Source organism: Pedobacter yulinensis, assembly GCF_003029735.1.
Taxonomy (GTDB): Bacteria; Bacteroidota; Bacteroidia; order Sphingobacteriales; family Sphingobacteriaceae; genus Pedobacter; species Pedobacter yulinensis.
Genome location: NZ_KZ686269.1, coordinates 837,994 through 857,847, shown reverse-complemented (window position 1 = coordinate 857,847; position 19,854 = coordinate 837,994). Strand labels below are relative to the sequence as shown.

General features: G+C 51.9%; 22 protein-coding genes. 15 read left to right on the top strand and 7 right to left on the bottom strand.

Annotated features, from left to right (window positions below):
• Positions 1-132: 132 nt before the first annotated feature.
• Entirely contained in the window at positions 133-1,098 is a 966-nt protein-coding gene (locus C7T94_RS11095; RefSeq protein ID WP_107215398.1) for an SDR family oxidoreductase, read from the bottom strand.
• A 192-nt stretch (positions 1,099-1,290) separates the two neighbouring features.
• Here C7T94_RS11095 and C7T94_RS11090 point away from each other — a divergent pair, with 192 nt between their 5' ends.
• Together C7T94_RS11090 and C7T94_RS11085 are read left to right on the top strand one after the other, a co-directional pair.
• Positions 1,291-2,025 carry an erythromycin esterase family protein gene (locus tag C7T94_RS11090; protein WP_107215397.1) on the top strand — a complete coding sequence of 245 codons (735 nt, stop codon included), beginning with the start codon at positions 1,291-1,293 and terminating at the stop codon, positions 2,023-2,025.
• A complete protein-coding gene (locus C7T94_RS11085; RefSeq protein ID WP_107215396.1) occupies positions 2,022-2,477 on the top strand; it encodes an erythromycin esterase family protein in 456 nt (151 codons plus the stop codon). The genes C7T94_RS11090 and C7T94_RS11085 overlap by 4 nt, the downstream gene beginning before the upstream one ends.
• A 35-nt stretch (positions 2,478-2,512) precedes the next feature.
• On the opposite strand, the gene C7T94_RS11080 is transcribed toward C7T94_RS11085, so the two are convergent.
• Together C7T94_RS11080 and C7T94_RS11075 are read right to left on the bottom strand one after the other, a co-directional pair.
• Positions 2,513-3,076 carry a hypothetical protein gene (locus C7T94_RS11080; RefSeq protein WP_107215395.1) on the bottom strand — a complete coding sequence of 188 codons (564 nt, stop codon included), beginning with the start codon at positions 3,074-3,076 and terminating at the stop codon, positions 2,513-2,515.
• Between the two features lie 98 nt (positions 3,077-3,174).
• Positions 3,175-3,573, bottom strand: a complete 399-nt coding sequence (locus C7T94_RS11075) for a DoxX family protein (RefSeq protein ID WP_107215394.1) — start codon at positions 3,571-3,573, stop codon at positions 3,175-3,177.
• A 96-nt stretch (positions 3,574-3,669) separates the two neighbouring features.
• Here C7T94_RS11075 and C7T94_RS11070 point away from each other — a divergent pair, with 96 nt between their 5' ends.
• The 5 genes from C7T94_RS11070 to C7T94_RS11050 all read left to right on the top strand — a co-directional run bounded on the left by C7T94_RS11070 (position 3,670) and on the right by C7T94_RS11050 (position 7,660).
• Positions 3,670-4,041, top strand: coding sequence for a winged helix-turn-helix transcriptional regulator (locus C7T94_RS11070; RefSeq protein WP_107216074.1), 372 nt, complete (start codon positions 3,670-3,672; stop codon positions 4,039-4,041).
• A gap of 11 nt (positions 4,042-4,052) precedes the next feature.
• On the top strand, positions 4,053-4,256 hold the full coding sequence (locus C7T94_RS11065) for a hypothetical protein (RefSeq protein ID WP_162618655.1): 204 nt from the start codon (positions 4,053-4,055) through the stop codon (positions 4,254-4,256).
• A 100-nt stretch (positions 4,257-4,356) separates the two neighbouring features.
• The gene (locus tag C7T94_RS11060) at positions 4,357-6,747 is read left to right on the top strand and encodes a hypothetical protein (protein WP_107215392.1); all 2,391 of its coding nucleotides are present in this window, start codon (positions 4,357-4,359) and stop codon (positions 6,745-6,747) included.
• Between the two features lie 164 nt (positions 6,748-6,911).
• On the top strand, positions 6,912-7,250 hold the full coding sequence (locus C7T94_RS11055; RefSeq protein WP_107215391.1) for a cupin domain-containing protein: 339 nt from the start codon (positions 6,912-6,914) through the stop codon (positions 7,248-7,250).
• Positions 7,251-7,291: 41 nt separating this feature from the next.
• Positions 7,292-7,660, top strand: a complete 369-nt coding sequence (locus tag C7T94_RS11050; RefSeq protein WP_107215390.1) for a nuclear transport factor 2 family protein — start codon at positions 7,292-7,294, stop codon at positions 7,658-7,660.
• 33 nt (positions 7,661-7,693) lie between these two features.
• Here the strand turns inward: C7T94_RS11050 and C7T94_RS11045 are convergent, their stop codons facing one another.
• A complete protein-coding gene (locus C7T94_RS11045; protein WP_107215389.1) occupies positions 7,694-9,106 on the bottom strand; it encodes an aminotransferase-like domain-containing protein in 1,413 nt (470 codons plus the stop codon).
• 95 nt (positions 9,107-9,201) lie between these two features.
• On the opposite strand from C7T94_RS11045, the gene C7T94_RS11040 reads away from it, so the two are divergent.
• Positions 9,202-10,098: a DMT family transporter gene (locus C7T94_RS11040; RefSeq protein ID WP_107215388.1), complete on the top strand. Its 897-nt coding sequence runs from the start codon at positions 9,202-9,204 to the stop codon at positions 10,096-10,098.
• Between the two features lie 69 nt (positions 10,099-10,167).
• Here C7T94_RS11040 and C7T94_RS11035 read toward each other — a convergent pair whose 3' ends face one another.
• Entirely contained in the window at positions 10,168-10,533 is a 366-nt protein-coding gene (locus tag C7T94_RS11035; RefSeq protein WP_107215387.1) for a VOC family protein, read from the bottom strand.
• A 140-nt stretch (positions 10,534-10,673) separates the two neighbouring features.
• On the opposite strand from C7T94_RS11035, the gene C7T94_RS11030 reads away from it, so the two are divergent.
• Positions 10,674-11,045, top strand: coding sequence for a VOC family protein (locus tag C7T94_RS11030; RefSeq protein ID WP_107215386.1), 372 nt, complete (start codon positions 10,674-10,676; stop codon positions 11,043-11,045).
• A 59-nt stretch (positions 11,046-11,104) separates the two neighbouring features.
• On the opposite strand, the gene C7T94_RS11025 is transcribed toward C7T94_RS11030, so the two are convergent.
• Positions 11,105-11,563: a MaoC family dehydratase gene (locus C7T94_RS11025; protein WP_107215385.1), complete on the bottom strand. Its 459-nt coding sequence runs from the start codon at positions 11,561-11,563 to the stop codon at positions 11,105-11,107.
• Positions 11,564-11,760: 197 nt separating this feature from the next.
• Between C7T94_RS11025 and C7T94_RS11020 the strand changes: the two genes are divergently transcribed.
• The 4 genes from C7T94_RS11020 to C7T94_RS11010 all read left to right on the top strand — a co-directional run bounded on the left by C7T94_RS11020 (position 11,761) and on the right by C7T94_RS11010 (position 13,855).
• Positions 11,761-12,840 (top strand): sensor histidine kinase, encoded by a 1,080-nt coding sequence (locus C7T94_RS11020; protein ID WP_107215384.1) that lies wholly within the window; start codon positions 11,761-11,763, stop codon positions 12,838-12,840.
• Between the two features lie 223 nt (positions 12,841-13,063).
• Positions 13,064-13,255, top strand: coding sequence for a cold-shock protein (locus C7T94_RS11015; protein WP_107215383.1), 192 nt, complete (start codon positions 13,064-13,066; stop codon positions 13,253-13,255).
• Between the two features lie 200 nt (positions 13,256-13,455).
• On the top strand, positions 13,456-13,611 hold the full coding sequence (locus C7T94_RS19515) for a VOC family protein (RefSeq protein ID WP_204353266.1): 156 nt from the start codon (positions 13,456-13,458) through the stop codon (positions 13,609-13,611).
• The gene (locus C7T94_RS11010) at positions 13,589-13,855 is read left to right on the top strand and encodes a VOC family protein (protein WP_204353265.1); all 267 of its coding nucleotides are present in this window, start codon (positions 13,589-13,591) and stop codon (positions 13,853-13,855) included. Before C7T94_RS19515 ends, C7T94_RS11010 begins: the two co-directional genes overlap by 23 nt.
• 49 nt (positions 13,856-13,904) lie before the next feature.
• On the opposite strand, the gene C7T94_RS11005 is transcribed toward C7T94_RS11010, so the two are convergent.
• Positions 13,905-14,654: a DeoR/GlpR family DNA-binding transcription regulator gene (locus C7T94_RS11005; RefSeq protein ID WP_107215382.1), complete on the bottom strand. Its 750-nt coding sequence runs from the start codon at positions 14,652-14,654 to the stop codon at positions 13,905-13,907.
• A gap of 315 nt (positions 14,655-14,969) precedes the next feature.
• Here C7T94_RS11005 and C7T94_RS11000 point away from each other — a divergent pair, with 315 nt between their 5' ends.
• Both C7T94_RS11000 and C7T94_RS10995 read left to right on the top strand, forming a co-directional pair.
• Positions 14,970-18,029 (top strand): SusC/RagA family TonB-linked outer membrane protein, encoded by a 3,060-nt coding sequence (locus C7T94_RS11000; protein WP_239494995.1) that lies wholly within the window; start codon positions 14,970-14,972, stop codon positions 18,027-18,029.
• Positions 18,030-18,036: 7 nt separating this feature from the next.
• Positions 18,037-19,839 carry a RagB/SusD family nutrient uptake outer membrane protein gene (locus tag C7T94_RS10995; RefSeq protein ID WP_107215381.1) on the top strand — a complete coding sequence of 601 codons (1,803 nt, stop codon included), beginning with the start codon at positions 18,037-18,039 and terminating at the stop codon, positions 19,837-19,839.
• The last annotated feature ends 15 nt before the right edge of the window (positions 19,840-19,854 follow it).

Here is a 19,854-nt window from a genome sequence, read left to right as displayed (position 1 = left end):
AGTTTCAGATCATCTCCAGCTGTGTAATATAGCTCGGGTCGACGACCGCCCCGCAACATGATCGATCTCGTCCAACAAGGAAGGAGGTATGCGCTCCCTTTTGCGGAACCAGCGTGCGCAGGCTGAATTGCACTAACGCCTGAGCAATTTTGCGGTAACCAGTGCTAGGGAAAAAACGATGCCCGCAGCCAAGTATTTGCGGTGTGCCTTTGGTTTGCCGGGAAGCCCCCAGCCACCATGCACCGCATTTCCATATTTAACCGGGGTAAAGATATTTCCGTTCGTACGCGCAATTTCATCTGCCTGTTTCAGGTAAGATCTGATTACTGTTCCGGCAATGGCTCGTGTAAGTGCCGGGAATGCCGCATAAGACATACGCATCAGCGTTGAAAAACTGCCAACCATCTTTTCGCTCTGCGGATGTTCTGCAAGCGCTACCACTTCATGTGCCAGGCGTTGCGGATCATAGACCGGCGGCCCCGGCCTCAGAACTTTGCCGGTATAATTTGCCGCATGCTGTATACCGGGGGTATCCAGGAATGCGGGGTAAGCGTCGCAGACGTGTATATCCGGGAACCGGCGCAGCTCACCTTTTAGTGCAGCCGAAAAACCCCGCAGCCCAAATTTGCTCGCAGAATATCCGGCACCGCCGGGCACAGGCAGGAACCCGCCGATAGAAATGTTGTTGATGAGTATACCCCGCTGCTGTTTTTTGAAATAGGGCAGCACAGCATGTGCACCATGCATATAGCCCAGCAAGTTGGTCGAGACGACCTGTTGCGTCACTTCCATAGGCGTCGCATCGAACTCGCCAACAGCCAGTACGCCTGCGTTATTTACCCAAACATCTATCCCGGGCCCGAAATCGGCTGCGGCCGCTGCCAGGTTAATGACCGAGCGGTGGTCAGACACATCGGTCGTGACCACCAGGGCAGGGCTGCCCAGTTGCCGGCATTCTATGGCAACTTCTTCAAGGGCAACAGTGTTTCTTGCCGCCAGAACCAGGTTGTGGCCCTGCTCAGCAAAAGCCAGTGCAATGGCGCGGCCTGCCCCGCTCGAGGCACCGGTGACCACGATGGTTTTTTTAGAATCTTGCATGTCTTTGTAACCCCTTAACCAGCGGAATGTTTGCCAGACATCCGCTCATTGGCGCACCGGAACACTCTCCAAGCAGTTCGATGCGTCGATCAAGCCCGGTACAACATTGCGCAGCAGTGTTAAAGATTGTTAAAACCATGCGTCACAAGTCTGCGATCGCTAATTTGACCACGGATTATCTAGACCCACGCGATGAAACCCTTTCTCCTTTTTGTTTTTTGTACGCTTTATGCCCTTGCCCTACAGGCGCGCCAGCAAGATGTCTCAGTCGTGTCGCGGTTAAACGCGCAGATCAGACCGATCCAAACCCTGCGGGCAGACAGTTCTTTTGAAGATATTGCGTTCCTGGAAGAGAAGCTCCGTGACAAGGACCTGATCGGCCTGGGCGAAGTTACCCATGGCACGGCCGAGGTTTTCCGCTACAAGGACAGGCTGGTCAGGTTTCTGGTAAGCCGGATGGGTTTCCGGGCCATTGCTTTTGAGAGTGATTTTATCGCCATGGAAAACATCGATGCGTACATCAACGGGAAAACGGATAGCCTGACCTTGCTGTCGGGTACGGCCCTCGGCGGCTCGAACCGGCCCATGATTAATTGGCTTAGGGCCTATAACCTGGAGCGTAAAGCAACCGACCGTGTGCACGTTTTTGGCGTCGAATTGCGGGAACTGGGTAACATCAGCCGGAAACTGGTCCGGGTTATTCCGGGGCTTTCTGCGGCAGACAGCCTGTTGCTAAAAAACGTGGCACTTCAGCCGTACAACAAACTAACCAGGCAGGACCAGGAAGCGCTGGGCTCCCTGATTGCCCGGCTGAACACCAGCCAGCTTCCGGAACTGCAACGGCATTATCTGGATATGTTGAAACAGGTGCTCCTGTATGCAAAAACGAAAATGTCCTACCGCGATGCGGCCATGCACAAAACGTGACCTGGCTGAAGAACCGCGTTAAAGACGGAAAAGTGATCGTCTGGGCACACAATGGTCACCTGGCCAGATCAGACCTATATGGCTATCCGCCTCTGGGTGCGCACCTGGACAGGCAGTACGGTTCAAGGTATGCGGTCATTGCAACAGACTTCAACCATGGCGAGGCCTATGTCAATATCTTTGTCGCCAGGAATAAACCTTTACTGGGCTTCCGGCCCCGCTATTTTCCCCCGGCACCCGAAAAAGCGTATGAATTTTATTTTGCACAATGCCGGCACCAGCACTTCATCCTGGAAACTGCTACAAAAGATGAGGTCCTGGCGAAATTCCTCCGCACCCCGAAAGACATGAGAATGATTGGTGCCTGGAACATTCCGGCGTATAAAAAACTGTCGATTGCCGACAACTTCGACTTCATTGTGTACCTCGGGAAGACCCGCAGCCAGTGGTAGTTGCATCGCTGACGGTGGCGTAAATGCGCCGGCGCTTACCGGACCACGCGGTAGGTCATTATATCGGTGCCACCGGCACCGAAAATCAAACCCTTGACGCCCTCAAGAACAAGGGGTTTGTCATTTTCAAAATGCCGGGAATACGCCCGGTAATCATTTTGCGCCGTTCTCGCATCAATCACATACATGTGCCAGAAGTTGTAGCCAGAGGGTAGGGAAATGATTACCTTGCGACCCGCGTCAAGCTCATTATCAATAACCTTAAACAGTTCATCGAAAGGAAAGCCTTCGCCACGAGGTCTGCCGAACTGATGCCGGAACTTCAGTCCGGCAAGCGTCTTGCCATCAAAATCGGCGAAACTGCCGTCGGCCTTGTTCTGCCAGCCGTGCTGCAGGTCATAATACGCCGGGCTCACTTTATGGTGGTGTTTCAAGACAAGTTCGACGCTCATGGGTATACAGGACATGCCATAAAGCTGCCGGTGGGCGGCAACAATTTTGTGAACTGAACGGGCGGTTACGCGGCCAGGCTGCTGCGCAGAGAGGTTTGCGGCGGTGGCGACCAGGACCAGCCACAGCAGGTATTTGCAAAGCTTCATTCAGATTTTTTCTCAAATACCAAGGTAAGAATCTCCCTGCAGAATTCCCACCATGGCTTTGAAATTTCAAGTCCGGTCTTCTGACTCGCTGCTCCGCGCTAAGAGCTGAGCGCAGCTGGCCGACCCGGCAGCCTGCCGGCAGTCAGTTTTACGTGACAAACGTAAGATACGACCAGAATGAGCAGGATAACAAGTGGCGTAACCTGGTGCTGTGCCGGATCGCCTGCCTGGTTGTGTGCCAGAAAGGCCGAGATAAAGTTGATAGAAAACCCCGCATAAGCCCATTCCTTCACCCGGGCGGGCACCCCAGGAATGCCAAGCGCCAGCAGGCCCAGCAGTTTGGCTATCGCCAGTTCGACCCTGAACCAATCCGGAAACCCAAGGTGTTCGAAACCCTGTTTCATGGCCGGTGCCGACAGGTAATTATAAACCGAAAAAAGCATCATGAGCACAATGATGCCCGTGCTGACCCAATAAGTAATTTTTAACGTTTTCATGTAATCTGTTTTTGAATGGCCAAAGATACCGCCAGATAGTTTACTTTTGTAACTGGTTTACCCGAGGAAACCGGTTTCATGCGGGAAACTATTTTCATGATGGCACAAACAGAACACCACGACAAATCGGCCTGTGCGGCCCACCACCTGGCCATACGCGATACCATGGACCTCTTAAGCGGAAAGTGGAAAGTACGCATCATCGGTTCGCTCGGTTTCGGGAAGAAACGGTTTATGGAACTCATTCACGATGTTGAAGGCATCGCGGCAAAAATGCTGTCGAAAGAACTCCAGGAACTGGAGCAAAACGGCCTGGTTACCCGGACAGTAAAAAACACAAAACCCATTACCGTCGAATACGAACTCACAGCATATGGATCCACTTTACATCCGCTTATCAATGAAATGGCAGCCTGGGGCGCACAGCACCGCAAAAAACTTAAACAGGAGATGTCGGCAAAGCCATAGTGGATGCCGGTATGGAAGCGCTTTGGCAGCGAGAAAATGCCGCTCTTCAGCAAAAGCGACAACCAATTCGAACTAAAATTGGCGATATCCGCACACCGGCCAATTCGATCAAAACCGATCACGAACTTGGCCTTGCCTTGTTGCAGACCGGAAACCTGGATGCACGGCTGCTGGTACGCGATATAAAACGGCTCGATCTGGAAAATGTGGGGTGATCCGGCAACGGTACTGTGGTTGAGCTGTATGAGGCGCAGCCAAAGCGCTGCATTGCCCTGCAACCGTTTCGTTTGTTAGGGGATATGTTTATATTCGGGCATGACGCGCTTTCCGTTCTTCCTGTTGCTGGTATTCATGGCTTTTGCCACGCAGGCCAGGCAGCGGCTTGCAGAAAAAACAGCCTGGTATACCCGGTCCCAGCCATCCAGCAAACTTTTTGTTCATTTTGATAAAAACATCTACGCAGATGGCGAAACGGCCTGGTTTACTGCGTACCTATTTGGCGGTGCCGCCGGCCAGCACAACGTTTTGTGTGTGGCGCTGGTCCGGGACCGCGACTCGGCACTGGTCAAACAGGAGAAATTCGTGATGGGCAATGGCCTGTCATTTGGTCAGCTGCAATTGCCTGACAGCCTGGCCACAGGCAGGTACCGCCTGGTGGCGTTTACCAACCGGGTGTACCGCGGCCGCCCCGAAGCCCTGTTTGTGCAACCCGTTACCGTCAAAACCGCACGCCAGCTGCCCTTTCACCTGCGGCTGGTTCTCGAGGAACCACTTGATACCCTGAGTGCTGATGCGCGGCTGCGGCTGGCTGTTACAGGCAGCGATTCCAGGTTTTTGCCAAAACCGGTCGAGGTGAGCTACCAGTATGGGCACCGGCGGATCAAAGCCCGCACCGATGTAGCAGGGCAGCTCGCTTTCAGACTGCCGCTTGATCAGGCTGTGCAGGATCCCGGTGTTTATGTGCGGGCAGTATGGAAAAACGATACAGATCAGGTTATCCTGCCACTTATTCTGCCGGTACGCCGGGCGGTCGTCGGATTTTATCCGGAAGGCGGCCAGCTGGTTTGCGGGCTTCCGGGCAGGGTGGGTTTAGAGTTACATGACCAGTATGGGGCGCCGGTGGCAGCCACCGCTACCGTTTACGAAGATGAGCGGGCGCTATTCCAGGTGCGCACAAACAGCCAGGGCGCGGGCCGTTTTGTGGTGAACTGCCTGGAGAACCGGCAATACACCCTACGCATTAAACACCCGCAACTTCGCGACAGTACTTTTCACCTGCCCCGCGCACTGGCGCATGGCGTAGCGATCAGTATGGGAAAGGCCGTAACCGGCGACACGCTCAGGCTCCGCATCATGAGCAACAACCAACAACAGCTGAACCTCTACCTGCATGATTTTAAAAACACTTTTCTGGCTGTCAGGCACGAATTTAAAGGACAGCTGCAAAGTCTGGTATTCCCCCTGGGTGACGTTCCGCAGGGGCTTTGCGCCCTGACCGTGACCGATAGCCTGGACCGCCCGCTCGCCGAGCGCCTTTTTTATGCGCATTATCGCGCGCCCGGTTCACATGTTTCGGTACAGCCTGACAAAAAGAAATATGCCCGGCGGCAGGAGGTGCTGTTAGACCTGGGATTGCTGCCCGGTACTGATACAGCTCTCGTTTCCATTGCCTGCGTACAAAGCAACCGCCTGAGCGCATTCAACCAGACTGATATCGTAAGCCATGTAGCACTGCGCGATGATCTGGCCGACTTTCCGCTAACCCTGCAAGCCCTGCGGCAGCCAGACCAACTGGAAGACCTGTTGCTGCTGCGCGGCTGGCGGCGGTACAGCTGGAATAAACTCATCACAGTCCGGGCTGTCGATACCCTGGTCAGCGCAGACAGCATGCTTGTTACGGGCGCCGTGACCAGGAACGGCAAAAATATACGTGCAGCGACAGAACTGCTGCGTTTTACCGGTCAGCAGTTCCGGCAGGTCCGAACCAGCACCGACGGCCGTTTCCGCTTAAATCTGCCCGATTTGCTGGCTCCCGCCGACAAGCAGGTTTACATTTTCTTACCCGGTACAGCCTCTGCAACGCACCAGGTCCGGGTGTACGATCCCTACCAGGAACTCGCGCAACGCTATGGCCGGCAATTCTTCGCACCGCCAGTACCCATGGCCCCCATGGTTGAACAGGAAAACAAGGAGCTCGCCCTTGCCAACCATGAGCGGAGCATTACCCTGCAGGAGGTGGTGATCCGTAAAAGACCGGACGATCCGTTTTTGGCCACAGCAAGGGGACCGAACCCCTGCGGAGATTACGTGTGCCGCTTCAACATCCTTAACTGCCCGAACCATAGGAGCGATGTAGACAACAGGCCACCGGAGCGCGGAAAGGTATATACAGTTAACGGCGCAAAGCTGATCTATCCCGGTTGTACTGACCTGCTGCCAAAAGGAACTTCTTACGTTAAGGTGAATCCTGTTTACGTGCATAAGGAATTTTATGTAAACACTTTTACTGAACCGGTAAACCAGGCCATCTGGTCCACCCTGTACTGGAACCATGCCGTAACGCTGGGTCGCAGTAAAACGGCACAGCTGCGCTTCTTTACCGGCGATACTACCGGTATGTTCCGAATCGTTGTGCAGGGTATCGGCGATGCCGGAGTCGTCTATGAAACATGCGAGATCGAGGTAACAGCCGGAGGCGAAAAATAAAATGTTCAGGCACCCACGGTTGTTCGCACCGGCTGGGGAAGGCGCTGCAGACCGTGGGTGAGCCGCCAGGCCGGCCCGCGTGCTGACTGTACCCGGCCGAAAAAGGCAAACTGTGTCTTGCAGGTGTATTGCGCTTAACGTAACTTGGATCAGGCATAGATACCATGAAAAAATCCATTCACAATACGGAACATTATAAATGGGGGGCAGACTGCGACGGATGGCATCTTCTGAAATCACCGACTTTAAGCGTGATCCAGGAGCGTATACCTCCCGGGGCGGGCGAAGCGCTTCACTACCACGAGCGCAGCCAGCAACTCTTTTATATCCTCTCGGGAACCGCCACTTTTCTGGTCGGAACTACCACCGAAATCCTGGCTGCAGGTGAAAGCATACACATTCCCGGAGGAGAAGCACACCTGATCAGAAACGACAGCGCCCAGCTGCTCAACTTCCTTGTCATCTCTGAGCCGATGGCACATGGCGACCGCATCAACCTTTGACCGGCAAACACTAAAGCTACTGACCACTCAACGAAAACAATATGACAGATCCCAACAAATTTGCCGGCAAATGGCTTCGTGCCTGGAATGCACATGACCTGGACGGCGTACTCGCGCATTTTGCCGAAGATGTAGAAATTGCCACACCCATGATCAGGATTGCGACGGGCAAGGACCAGGACACTCTCAGCGGTAAAGAGGCTGTGAAGAACTATTGGGCAACGGCGCTTAACAAGTTTCCTTCACTGAAATTTGACATGATCTGTGTTACGGCAGGTGTCAACTCAGTGGCGTTATATTACAAGACGGTTATGGACAAAACGGCCGTCGAGGTGATGTTTTTCGACCAGAACGGCCTGGTTAACCGGATGCATGCTTTTTACAGCCTGGATGCAGGCGCCGCGCAATAATGCGCAGCCAGTAACCGCCTGCAGTCTGCCGCGCTACACTGCCCTTGCGAAATTGCCCAGCTGTTTCAGTTTCTGGCGCAGTTCCTCAGTCCAGGGCAACCCGAAAGAGAGCCGCAGGCAGTTGTTAAACTGTTCCTGCAAGGTAAACATACGGCCGGGCGCAATGCAGATTCCCTGTTTAAGGGCAAGCTCATACAATTTCACGGTATTGGTTGTATCGGCCAGCTCTATCCAGAGCGAAAGCCCACCCTGCGGCCTGCTCGTCCCGGTGCCTTCTGGAAAATAATCTGCAACTGTACCCATATACCTGGCGCAGTTTTCTTCCAGGCTGCGCCTGAGCTGCCGCAGGTGTTTGTCATATTTGCCGGTGCTCATGAACGTGCCTGCCGCTTCCTGTACAAGCGGGGGCGAGGAGAGGGCATGAACGAGCTTGAGTTTTAATATCTGTTCCTTATACCGGCCGGGTGCGACCCAGCCAACGCGATAACCAGGAGCGAGCGTCTTGGAAAGTGAGCCGCACCACAAGACGTTTCCGGTGGTATCAAACGTTTTGCAGCAGACAGGGCGCTGCAGACCAAAGTGAAGATCGCCATAAATATCATCTTCAATGATCGGAACTCCGCGCGCTGCAAACAGCCCTACCATTTCTTTTTTGTGGACATCAGGCATCAGGCTGCCAAGCGGAGTATTAAAGTTCGGAACGACAAGGCAAAGGTCTATTTTCGGCAGCACTTGCCGCAGGGCTTCCATATCAAGCCCTGTAATCGGGTGTGTAGGTAGTTCCAGTACGCGCAAACCCAGGCTGAGCGCCAACTGCAGGATACCAGGATAACAGGGGCTTTCAATGGCTATAGTCTGACCTGGCCTGCTCAGCGCCATCAGGCAGAAAGAAAGCGCATTCATGGCGCCGTTCGTTGTAACCAGCTCATCTTCGTGAAGGTTTCCGCCCCAGGCCAGCGAACGCTGTGCAACCATTCGCCGCAACCGGACATTTCCCTGCAATGATTCATAAGCGGCGCCGCCCGAGCCCAGCTGCTGGGTGGCCTGGATCAGCTCTTTTTTTAATTTGGCCAGCGGCAACAGCCCCGCCGATGGAACATTGATTGAAAAAAGCGTTAGCTTTTCGTTCCCCATGTGGCTGTAAACTTTGGTGATCAGTTCTTTAGGCTCGAGGCTGGCCGGCTCCGGATGCGGCCTGCTCGGCGCTGCGAGCGGCTGCCTGACATAAGCGGGCTGACTGACAAAATACCCTGACTGGGGTTTGGAATAAACCAGTGCGCGGTCGCTCAATTGAACGAAGATCCGCTTGGCAGTATTCATGCCGATTCCATATCTCTTACACAGCATTCTGACCGAGGGCAACTTGTCGCCCGGTTTCAGCACGCCCCGGTTAATCAGCGCAGCAAGCTCGTCGGCAACCTGCCGGTACAAATAGTCTTTTGTCATGCTGGCAATTTAACTGTATCCATCAAAATACCCAAAACTGAATCTGTTATGTTTTTCGGTGGCTGCTATTTTTGCCCCAACGAAAACTATTCACCATGATAAATACCAACAACAATTCAGTCAGCGGCGGAGCCGGTTATGCCGGCTGGTTAAACGGCTTCCTTGGCGTGTTGATCTTCAGTGGTTCACTACCTGCTACACGCGTCGCTGTGCGCAATTTCGACCCGCTGTTCCTGACCGTAGCTCGAGCCTCGATTGCAGGCTTGCTGGCGCTGGCGCTGCTGCTGGCTTTCAGGGAGAAGGTGCCGGGCAGGAAACACCGCGCTGGCCTGCTGATCGTTTCGGCCGGGGCGGTTATCGGCTTCCCGTTATTTACTGCGCTGGCACTGCAACACATTACTTCAGCGCATTCAATTGTTTTCATCGGTTTGTTGCCCCTTGCCACCTCGGTATTCGGGGTCATGCGCACCGGCATCCGTCCCCCGGGCGCCTTCTGGTGGTTTTCGATTGCCGGCAGCCTGCTGGTGGGAGGCTACGCCATGGCCCAGGGATTCAGCGTGTCGTTAACAGGCGACCTGCTCATGCTTTCGGCGGTCATTCTCTGCGGACTGGCCTATGCCGAGGGCGCGCAACTTTCAAAAACGCTGGGCGGCTGGCAGGTCATTTCATGGGCCCTGGTATTGTCGCTACCGGTCATGTTGCCTGCCGTCTGGTTATTATGTCCACAGAGTTTTCAAGGAGTCAGGCCGGCATCCTGGCTGGGCCTGGGTTATGTTTCGGTTTTCAGCATGCTGGTGGGTTTTGTGTTCTGGTACCGGGGGCTGGCGCAGGGTGGCATTGCCGCCGTAGGGCAATTGCAGCTGCTGCAGCCGTTTTTCGGCCTGGCACTTGCGGCGGCACTGCTGCGCGAACACGTCAGTGCCGGGATGTTTCTGACCGCCATCGGGGTCATTCTCTGCGTGGCCGGCTCTAAACGATTTTCCCGGCCATGACGGTGATGCCATGCCTGCGCAGGCATGATAAAAAGCGCGAAAGCGACCGAACTGCCAGGCAGCGTGTGCCTATACCCTGAAGTGGCCAATGTGCCACAGGACACCCGAAGGATCATGAAGAAAACACTCGTCGCCCCAGTCGTTTGCACGAACAGGCAGCAACCTGACACCCGGGTACCTACCCGGCAGATCCAGGGCTTTTAATTCCTGGTAAGAACTTTCTGCATCAGTTACCTCTAAAAACAGCATGGTGTTGTCTACCCAATCTTTGTTATAATATTTTTGAAGGTAAAATGACAGGCCGCCCATTTCGAACACAGACATATCGGCCGATATAACGCTTTCACGGAAACCCATGTCCCGGTAAAAGCTTCGTGAAAGGTCAAAATCTATTGCACCTATAAAGGGCCTCAACGACTTCAGGTTTTGATTCATGATAACGGTGTTCAAACAAAGGTACAAAAATAGGAGCGGAGAGTACCCGGCCCGGCTGTCGACTGCGCAGTATATTTTTTACATTTGCTCAGGGTCAGGCATGACCTGGAACTATAAAAATACTCAGGCGGGAGGCCGATATGATCAGAACAGAACCAATCATTGCTGTAAAAAACGTTGAAGAAAGTTCCCGGTGGTACCAAAGGTTACTGGGCTGCCAGAGCATGCATGGCGGTGATACGTTCGAAATTCTGGCAGATACAGATGGAACTGTATTGCTGTGCCTGCACCGCTGGGGCGAACATGACCACCCAACCATGACCCGACCACTGCCCGGTACGGGTCATGGGCTGATCCTGTACTTCAGGGTTCAGGAGCTTGGGCAGGTCTGGCAAAACGCTGTCAGCCTGAAACTACAAATCGAACAGAAACCCCATTTAAATCCCAATTCAGGTAAACGGCAGTTTAGTTTAAGAGATCCCGACAAGTATTACCTCATCATCTCCGGTTAGGCCACTGGTTACCGATCGATCAGCTGCCGCAATGTTTTTCCCGCAGGCTGTTGCAAGGATCATGCAAAGTGGTACAGGAAAACAACGTCGCCGGTGTACGCAGGTTTTGCGCATCCTTTGATCATCAATGTTGCCTGGATGACTACTTTGGTTGTTCCGCGCAGGTTGGCAATAGACATCAGCTTGGCGCCCAGCTGCACTTCGCTGCCCACCACAACGGCCTGCCCAAATTTGAAACGCTCTATGCCGTAATTGATCTCCATTTTGATATTCCTGACATCGGCGATCTGTTTCCACAAGTAGGGGATCAGGGCGAGGGTCAGATAACCATGGGCTATGGTTGCACCGAACGGGCCTTCGCTCTTCGCCCGCTCGGGGTCCACATGTATCCATTGATGGTCCAACGTGGCATCAGCGAAACTATTAATCTGCTGTTGATCAATGGTGTGCCAGTTGGATACGCCCAACTCTTTTCCCAGGTGAGACTGGTACTCTTCAAAACTGTTTATAATTAGCATATTCCTTTTTAACGGATTAATTTATATTTTAGGTGTTGTTGCCGGGGTGCAGTGCGCCAATAGAAGCCGTAAAAATATTAAAAATTGCGAGTTTAGGAACACCTGAGGTGTATCCCATCATGTTAAAGCTTGTGTAGTTGAAGTGTTAAAGGATTAACTTACCTTTGGTAGGCACTCCAGCCCGAAAATTGCCGACCATGCAAAATAAAAACGACGAGATAAAGATGCTCATTGAACTCAACGATGAGCTGGAAAATTATTTTCAGAACACGATCATTCCGCAGCTCTTTGTCGACGCGCAACTGGTGCTGCGTAAATTTACACCGCCTGCCATGAAGCAGTTCAAGCTGAAGGCAACGTTCATAGGCAAACACATAGCCGACATTCATGAGAACTTCCGGTTTCCCACCATCATTGAAAACATACAGCATGTAATTGATTCAGGCGAGATTCTGGAAAAGGAGATACAGACCACCGATATGCGCTGGTTCCAGATGAACATCATTCCTTACCTTATCAGGCGGGAAAAGAAAAACAACGGGGTCATCATCACGTTCGTAGACATTACTGCACGTATCAGAGACCTGCGTGAGCAGGAAAAACTGATTGCTGAACACGAACTGTTGCTGGATACCATTGCGCATGACATCAAAAATCCGCTGACAGCCCTCGGCATGACGATCGATATGCTGAAAAAAATCCCGGAAAAGGGCATGGAACGGTTTCCGCGACTGTTGCAGAACGTTGAAAGCAGCTTGCTTAAAATGAAGACGATTATTGCCGACCTGGTGCAGTCGCGGTGGCAGGGACCACGGTATCAGGCTGTAGACGAACTGCTCGATCTGCAAAATATACTGGAAGATGTCAGGCTCACCCTGTCGCATCAGATCCAGCATTCTTCAGCCCTGATCAGGACAGAGGTAGGCGTTTCGGAGATTACCTTTGCCAGGCGCAAGCTGCGCAGCGTTATCTACAACCTGGTTAACAATGCCATCAAATACAGGTCAGACGAACGCCGGCCGGAAATCAACATCCGCTCTTACGAAGCGGATGGTTTTGCTGTAATCAGTGTAGCTGATAACGGGATCGGTATCGACAGCCGGCACCTGGATTCAATATTTAACAAATTTGAGCGTTTGGCTGATACGGGTGAGGGAGACGGCGTTGGACTTTACCTTGTAAAACAAATCATGGAAAGTGCGGGCGGCAAGATCACCGTGGAAAGTGAGCCGGGTAAAGGATCGGTGTTCAGCGTTTATCTTAAAAATCAAAAATAGTGCACGATACCTTGTCACCGTGCAGCCGCCGGCGTCCGCCTGGCCTATCGTTCGTTTCGAAGCCCTGGACCGCTAAAATGGCGGGCAAGAACAATGGAAATAAGGACAGAAAAAAATTCTACAACACACATATTTTCTAGAATAAAATTTTAAAATATTATTAATTACAAAATTTTATTTTAATTGACTTTTTTTATGTACTTTTGTGTATAAAATAAATACAATGCAACAAGGAACAGTAAAATTTTTCAATGAGACAAAAGGTTTTGGATTTATCGTGCCAGCAAATGGCGATAGCGAAATCTTTGTTCATTCTTCAGGCTTGATGGATAACATTCGTGAGAATGACCAGGTAAGCTACGACATCGAGCACGGTAGAAAAGGCCTGAATGCAATTAATGTTAAGATCAGCTAATCAGATTTCGATTATAATTGTAAAGCACCTGTTGAACAGGTGCTTTTTTTTTTGCCGTTTTTCGGCCGCGACACAGGCCCGCCGGTAAGCGGTGTGCGGAACCGGAACTGCTGCATGTCCATTTACGCTCGGACAAGGATTGATTTAGAACGGAAAATCTTATATTGTCTATCATACCACCCGTATACTTTAATCATCCTATGAAGACAAAACAGATTTGGGCCAACCTCGGCGTAGAAGACGTTGAACGCAGCGCTACCTTTTATCATGCGCTTGGCATCAGGCCAAGTGGAAATCCTTCGAAGACGCTCGTAAGCTTTCTTTTCGCCGACAATGATCTGGTCATACATTTTTGACAAGTCAGAACTGGCAAAGGCGTTCGGCGGCACCAGCGCTGACCTTAGCAGTGGCAACGAAATCATGTTTTCCCTGTCAGCTGAGTCTGAAGCCGATGTTCAGGAATGGATTAGAATGGCCCGGCAAGCCGGCGGCACCATATTCCGCGAAGCTGCGTACGACGAATACGGATTCTTTTATGGCGGTTTTGCCGATCCGGACGGACATAAGTTCAATGTGCTCCTGATTGAGCCTGGTATGTAAAAATTTCCACCTTACGGGCTATCATACACCGCTGCACCTGGCAGCAGACCTACAGCAATCGAAAGTCATCATTTCTGTAGCTGGCCAGCAGCGGGTTATCGGCTCCCAGTTCAGTAATCAGGTAACTGATCTGGTTGGCCCCGCAGATCCGGATGCGCTGCGCCGTATTCAGTTTCTCTGAAATGCTCAACACCGCAGTTTTCTTGGCCGACCTGATAATTGCTTTTTTAACCTGCACCACATCCCAATCCATATCGGTCAGCCCTTCCTCGGCTGAAAAAGCATTCGCGCCAAGCAGGCAAAGGTCAACACGGATATCGATCAGCTGATTGATAACGCTGGCGCCAACATGCAGGTTTGCGTTTTTGTTCAATTTACCGCCAATGGTGATCACTTCCAGGTTGCTGTGGTCTGAAAGCGTAATGGCTACCTGGGGACTGATCGTAAAAAAAGTGACTTTCAGGTTTTCGGGAATCATGCGTGCAAACTCCAGAATGGTTGTGCCGCCTTCAGTCAGGATCACCATGTCATTTTTAATCAGCTTCAGGGTTTTTTCGGCAATGGCCTTTTTCTCTTTCAGCGCATACACCTCATTCTGAGCATTGAACGGCGCCACAAAAGACTTGCTGGCGGCACCGCCATGCACTTTGAGCACCTGCCCGGTCTCGGCAAGTTCTTTCAGATCGCGCCTTACCGTATCATCTGAAATGTTCAGCAGCGCACTGAGATCTGCAGACAGAACCTTGTTATGAAGGTTGATCTCTCTCATAATGAGTTTGTGTCTTTCTTCTTTCCGCATGGGTGCAAAACGACTTTTAGGTCTGTAAAACTACGCTATTTTTTCACAAGGAAGCCCGAAAACCGCATGCTTTTTATCCTTTTCCGGTTTTTATGCGGTTTTGAATGTGCGAAAGGTGGCAGGACTGTAGCAGCAGTCATGCCATACATCAGTCTATAAATGTGACTTTTATACATTAATGAAGAATTTTAGTTTTTTTTCAAACAAAATTTGCTTGCTAGTTTTTTGCGGTTATATTTGCTTAATAAACCGCATAAAAAACGCATATTATACCTGGTTTTTTATGTACGCAACTAAACCAACCAAACTAATTATATGCACAGAATTTTAAAATTCTTGTTTTTGCTGTTCCTGATCACGGAGGCAAAGGCACGAGATTTTTCTTTTTACCAGGAGACAGATCTCAAACTCATAACTGGTAAAGTCATCGACGAAGCCAGGCTTCCGTTGATCGGTGTTTCGGTCAGGATCAAGGGCGGGACCGGCGGATCGATCAGCAACGCGGAAGGAGAGTTCTCTATCGGTGTACGCAGTAACCGGGACTCGATCCAGTTTTCGTTTGTGGGTTACAAAACGCAAACCATCAGTGCAAACGTAACAGGTCCGGTGACGGTTCAGCTTCTTCCCGATAATAAACGCGACCTGGACGATGTGGCGGTTGTCGGCTATGGAACCCAGAAAAAGGTATCTGTTACCGGTTCATTGTCATCCATTTCGGTCAGGGAGATGGAAAAGACTTCAACACCTTCACTTTCAAATGCCATTGCAGGTAAACTTCCGGGAATCATTACCCGGCAGGCCAGCGGTGAGCCCGGCGGCGATGCCGCACAGGTGTACATCAGGGGCTTATCGACCTTTGGCAGCAACGGGCCTTTGGTGCTGATTGATGGGGTAGAGCGAAACATGAATCAGATCAACGCCCAGGAAATCGAAAGTTTTACGATTCTGAAAGACGCATCGGCAACCGCAATTTATGGGGTGCGCGGCGCAAACGGCGTTATCCTGATCAACACCAAGCGGGGAGAATCGGGAAAACCAAGAATTACCTACCGCGGGGAAGTGGCCGGGCTAACGGCGCTGCGCTTACCCGAGTACATTAATGGCGGCCAATATGCTTCGCTGATGAATGAGGCGCTTATCAATTCGAACCAATCGCCCCGCTGGACCCCAGAAGAATTGCGGAAGTTCTATGACGGCTCAGATCCTTACCTGTACCCCAACTCAAACTGGACAGAAGCGGTGCTGAAACGCAACACCTGGCAAACGATCAACAACTTAACGGTTACAGGCGGTTCTGAGATCATTAAATACTATACGAACGTAGGATTTACTTTACAGGACGGCCTGTACCAGCAGGATCCGAATAACAAGTTCAACACGAACGCAAACATCAAACGTTACAACTTCAGGAGCAATGTCGACATCAACCTGTCGAAAAGCCTGACCATGCAGCTCAGCCTGGGCGGCATCATCAGCACGGGAAACTATCCCGGATTTGGCATGTCTGACATCTTTGCTTCCATGAAGGTCATCTCGCCGATTGCCTATCCGGTCAGAAATCCTGACGGAACACCCGGCGGCGCATCAACCTATATCGGCTGGAATCCCTGGGGCCGTGTTACCCAATCCGGTTACGCCACCCAGGATGGCAGCACGCTTCAAAGCACCTTTGGCGCTAAGTGGGACCTATCTTCATTTACAACAAAAGGCCTCTCAATCAGGGGATTGTTCGCCTACGACCGCAACAGCCAGACCACGAATGCGCGGCCCAAGGCTTTCGAAGTGAAGCGTTACCTGGGCCAGGACCCCCTGACCGGTAAAGACCTGTACAGCGCAGCGTTCAGGGAAGAGCAGCCGCTTGGCTACTCGATCGGCAGCGCAGGCAACAGGCTCATGTATACCGAACTGCAACTGAACTACGACCGCAATTTCGGCCGTCATGACGTTACCGCCATGCTGTTGTTTAACCAGAATGAGAACGTTAACCTAACTGCCTCCAGTTCCATCCTGAACATTCCGCAGAGAAGACAGGGTGTTGCCGGCCGGGCCACCTACGGTTACAACAACCGGTATTTCGCCGAGCTCAATTTTGGCTACAATGGTTCAGAAAACTTTCCTCCGGGCAAGCGGTACGGGTTCTTCCCTTCATTTTCTGCCGGCTGGGTAATATCAAACGAAGACTTCTGGAAAATACCGGCAGTGAGTTCGCTGAAGATCAGGGCTTCGCACGGAAAAGTGGGTAACGACCAAATTTCCGGCAGCAGGTTTCTGTTCCTGAGCACGATCAGGACGCAGGGGCAGAGTTATCTCTTCGGTCCGGGACAGGAAGCGCTTTACGGCATGGAGGAGAATGCCATCGGGAACCAGAACGTAACCTGGGAAACCGCAGACAAGAACAACATCGGGCTCGACCTGGGCCTGTTCAAAAATATCCTGACCCTGCAGGTAGACGTGTTCAGCGAAAAGCGCCAGAACATTCTCCTGCAACGCCGCACCGTACCCGCAGCTGCAGGCTTCTTCCCCTGGTCTATTCCTTTCGGGAACCTGGGCATCATCAAAAACAAGGGTATTGACGCCCTGCTCGAAGTTAAACATACCACCAGCAGCGGCCTGTTCTATTCTTTCAGGGGCAATTTCACATTCGCCAGGAACACCATCATTGAAAACGATGAGGCCCTTAAACGCTTTTCTTACCTTTCAGAAAAGGGACTTCGCCTTGGCCAGTCATTCGCCTTCGTTTCAGACGGCTTCTTCCAGTCGCAGCAGGAAATAGAGACCAGTCCGAGGCAAACGTTCTCGCAGGTCAGGGTCGGCGATGTAAAGTACAAGGACATTAACGGCGATGGCGTTATCGATTCCTTTGACCAGATCCCTGCCGGTTATTCACGCCTTCCTGAGATGAGTTTCGGTTTTGGCAGTACCTTCTCATTCAAAAACTTTGATGTGAGTGTGTATTTTACGGGTGCGGCGCGCACCAGCGTATTTCTCAGCGGCTCGTCCATGTGGCCTTTCTTTGACGGCCTCGGCGTAAACAACGTCATGACCGAATATTACGATAACCGGTGGACCCCGACCAGCCGAGACGCGCTTTACCCGGCTATAGACGTTGGCAATAATCCGAATAACTTCCTGAATTCGACCGTATGGATGCGCAATGGCAACTACCTGCGGTTAAGGAACGCTGAAATCGGCTACACGTTAGGCAAGGGGCTGAGTAACCGCATGGGCCTCAAAAACCTGAGGTTGTTTGTAAACGGAATGAACCTGGCAACCTGGGACCACATCAAAGTAATGGATCCTGAATCCAATGACGGCACAGGAGCCTACCCGCTGCAGCGTTCAGTCAACTTTGGGTTCCAGATCGATTTTAAATAGAAGTAACATGAAAAAGAATTACACCTACATATTATTGGCTTTATTCAGCGTGTCTGTGACTTTTTCCGCCTGCGAAAAGTACCTCGACAAAAGCCCGGAAGAAGACATTACAATCGAAGAGGCTTTCCGGCAGCGCAAGTACGCCGAAGCTTTCCTGGTCGATATCTACGCGGGCCTGCCGAACGAAATCTATTTCACCGACATGATCGATATCAATCCGTTCATTGTCGCCTCTGATGAAATGAATGTGCCCTGGCCGGAGAAATTTCCTAAAATGATGAATAAAGGAAGCTGGAACGCGTTCAATGTTGCCGGGCAGATCTACAAAAACATGTACGAGGGCATCAGGAAGGCGAATATTTTCCTGAAGTACATTGAACTGACGCCGCTATCAACGGAGTTTACAGCTGTAACCCGCGACCGCTGGATCGGCGAAGCCAGGTTTCTGCGCGCCTTTTACCACTTTCAACTTATGCGCATTTACGGGCCTGTGCCGATCATGGACTATGCCGCTGGCGTAGCCGATGATTTTACGCAGATCAAGCGCAGACCCATGGAAGAGTGCGTGGCTTTCGTTGCCTCAGAGTGCGACAGGGCAGCCAGCATGCTGCCCATGAATGTGGTAGAGAACCGCGACCTCGGCAGGCCTACTGCAGCTGCCGCGCTGGCACTGAAGGCCAGGCTGCTGCTTTACAATGCAAGTCCGCTGTGGAACGGCAATCCTGACTATGCGCCGGTGGCAGATAAACAGGGCATGAAACTGTTCTCCCAGACTTATGTGGCAGACAAATGGAACCTAGCCGCGGCGGCAGCAAAGACTTGCATTGAACAATGCGAAGCAGCCGGCTACAAGCTGTTTGACCGCTATGCCGACCCTGTAAAAAACTACCAGCAGCTCTTTCTGGAAAATAACAATTCAGAGGTCTTGTTTGCCCGCAACTCGGGCCGGGACAACTGGATGGAAAAAAGCGCCTTTCCAGGAAGTCTGGGCGGCTGGAATGGTTGGAACCCCACGCAAAACCAGATCGATGCTTACAACATGGCCGACGGTTCAGTACCCATTACCGGCTACGGCAGCGATGGTGCCCCGGTAATTAACCCGCTGTCTGGTTATGTAGAAAGCGGTTATGCCACTACTGCCCACCCGGCCGGCAGGTGGATGGCAGACACCAGGAACATGTATGTGAACCGCGATCCGCGCTTTTATGCAACGATCAATTTTAACGGCGCCTTTTTTATTGACCGCAGGGTCCAGTTCTGGTCTACCGGCGCAGACGGACGGGGTAATGCCGGCCGCGACTACAATACGACCGGCTATCTGCTCAAGAAATTTATCGACCCCGGTGTAAGCCTCATCCAGGGAAGGTCTTCGCTTAAAACCTGGATCTATTTCCGCCTGGGCGAGTTTTACCTGAATTATGCCGAAGCACTGAACGAAGCAGGCGGCCCCGCGCCCGCAGTCTATGATGCCGTAAACCGCATCAGGAACCGGGCAGGCATGCCCAACCTGCCTGCAAACCTTTCGGCACAGGAAATGCGCGAGCGCATTCGCAATGAACGCCGAGTAGAACTGGCATTTGAAACACACCGGTATTTTGACACCCGCCGCTGGAAAATTTCGACGCAGACCGACAACGGCCCGATCTACGGACTGAACGTTGCTGCCGGCACCTCGCTCAAAGACGATGTCTTTTACAGGAGAATGCTCGTCGAGTCTCGGATCTTCCAGGGCCCCAAACATTACCTGTTCCCCATCCCGCAAAGTGAAATAGACAAAAGCCCAAACCTGGTTCAGAACCCCGGCTGGTAAACACAATAGCAACAG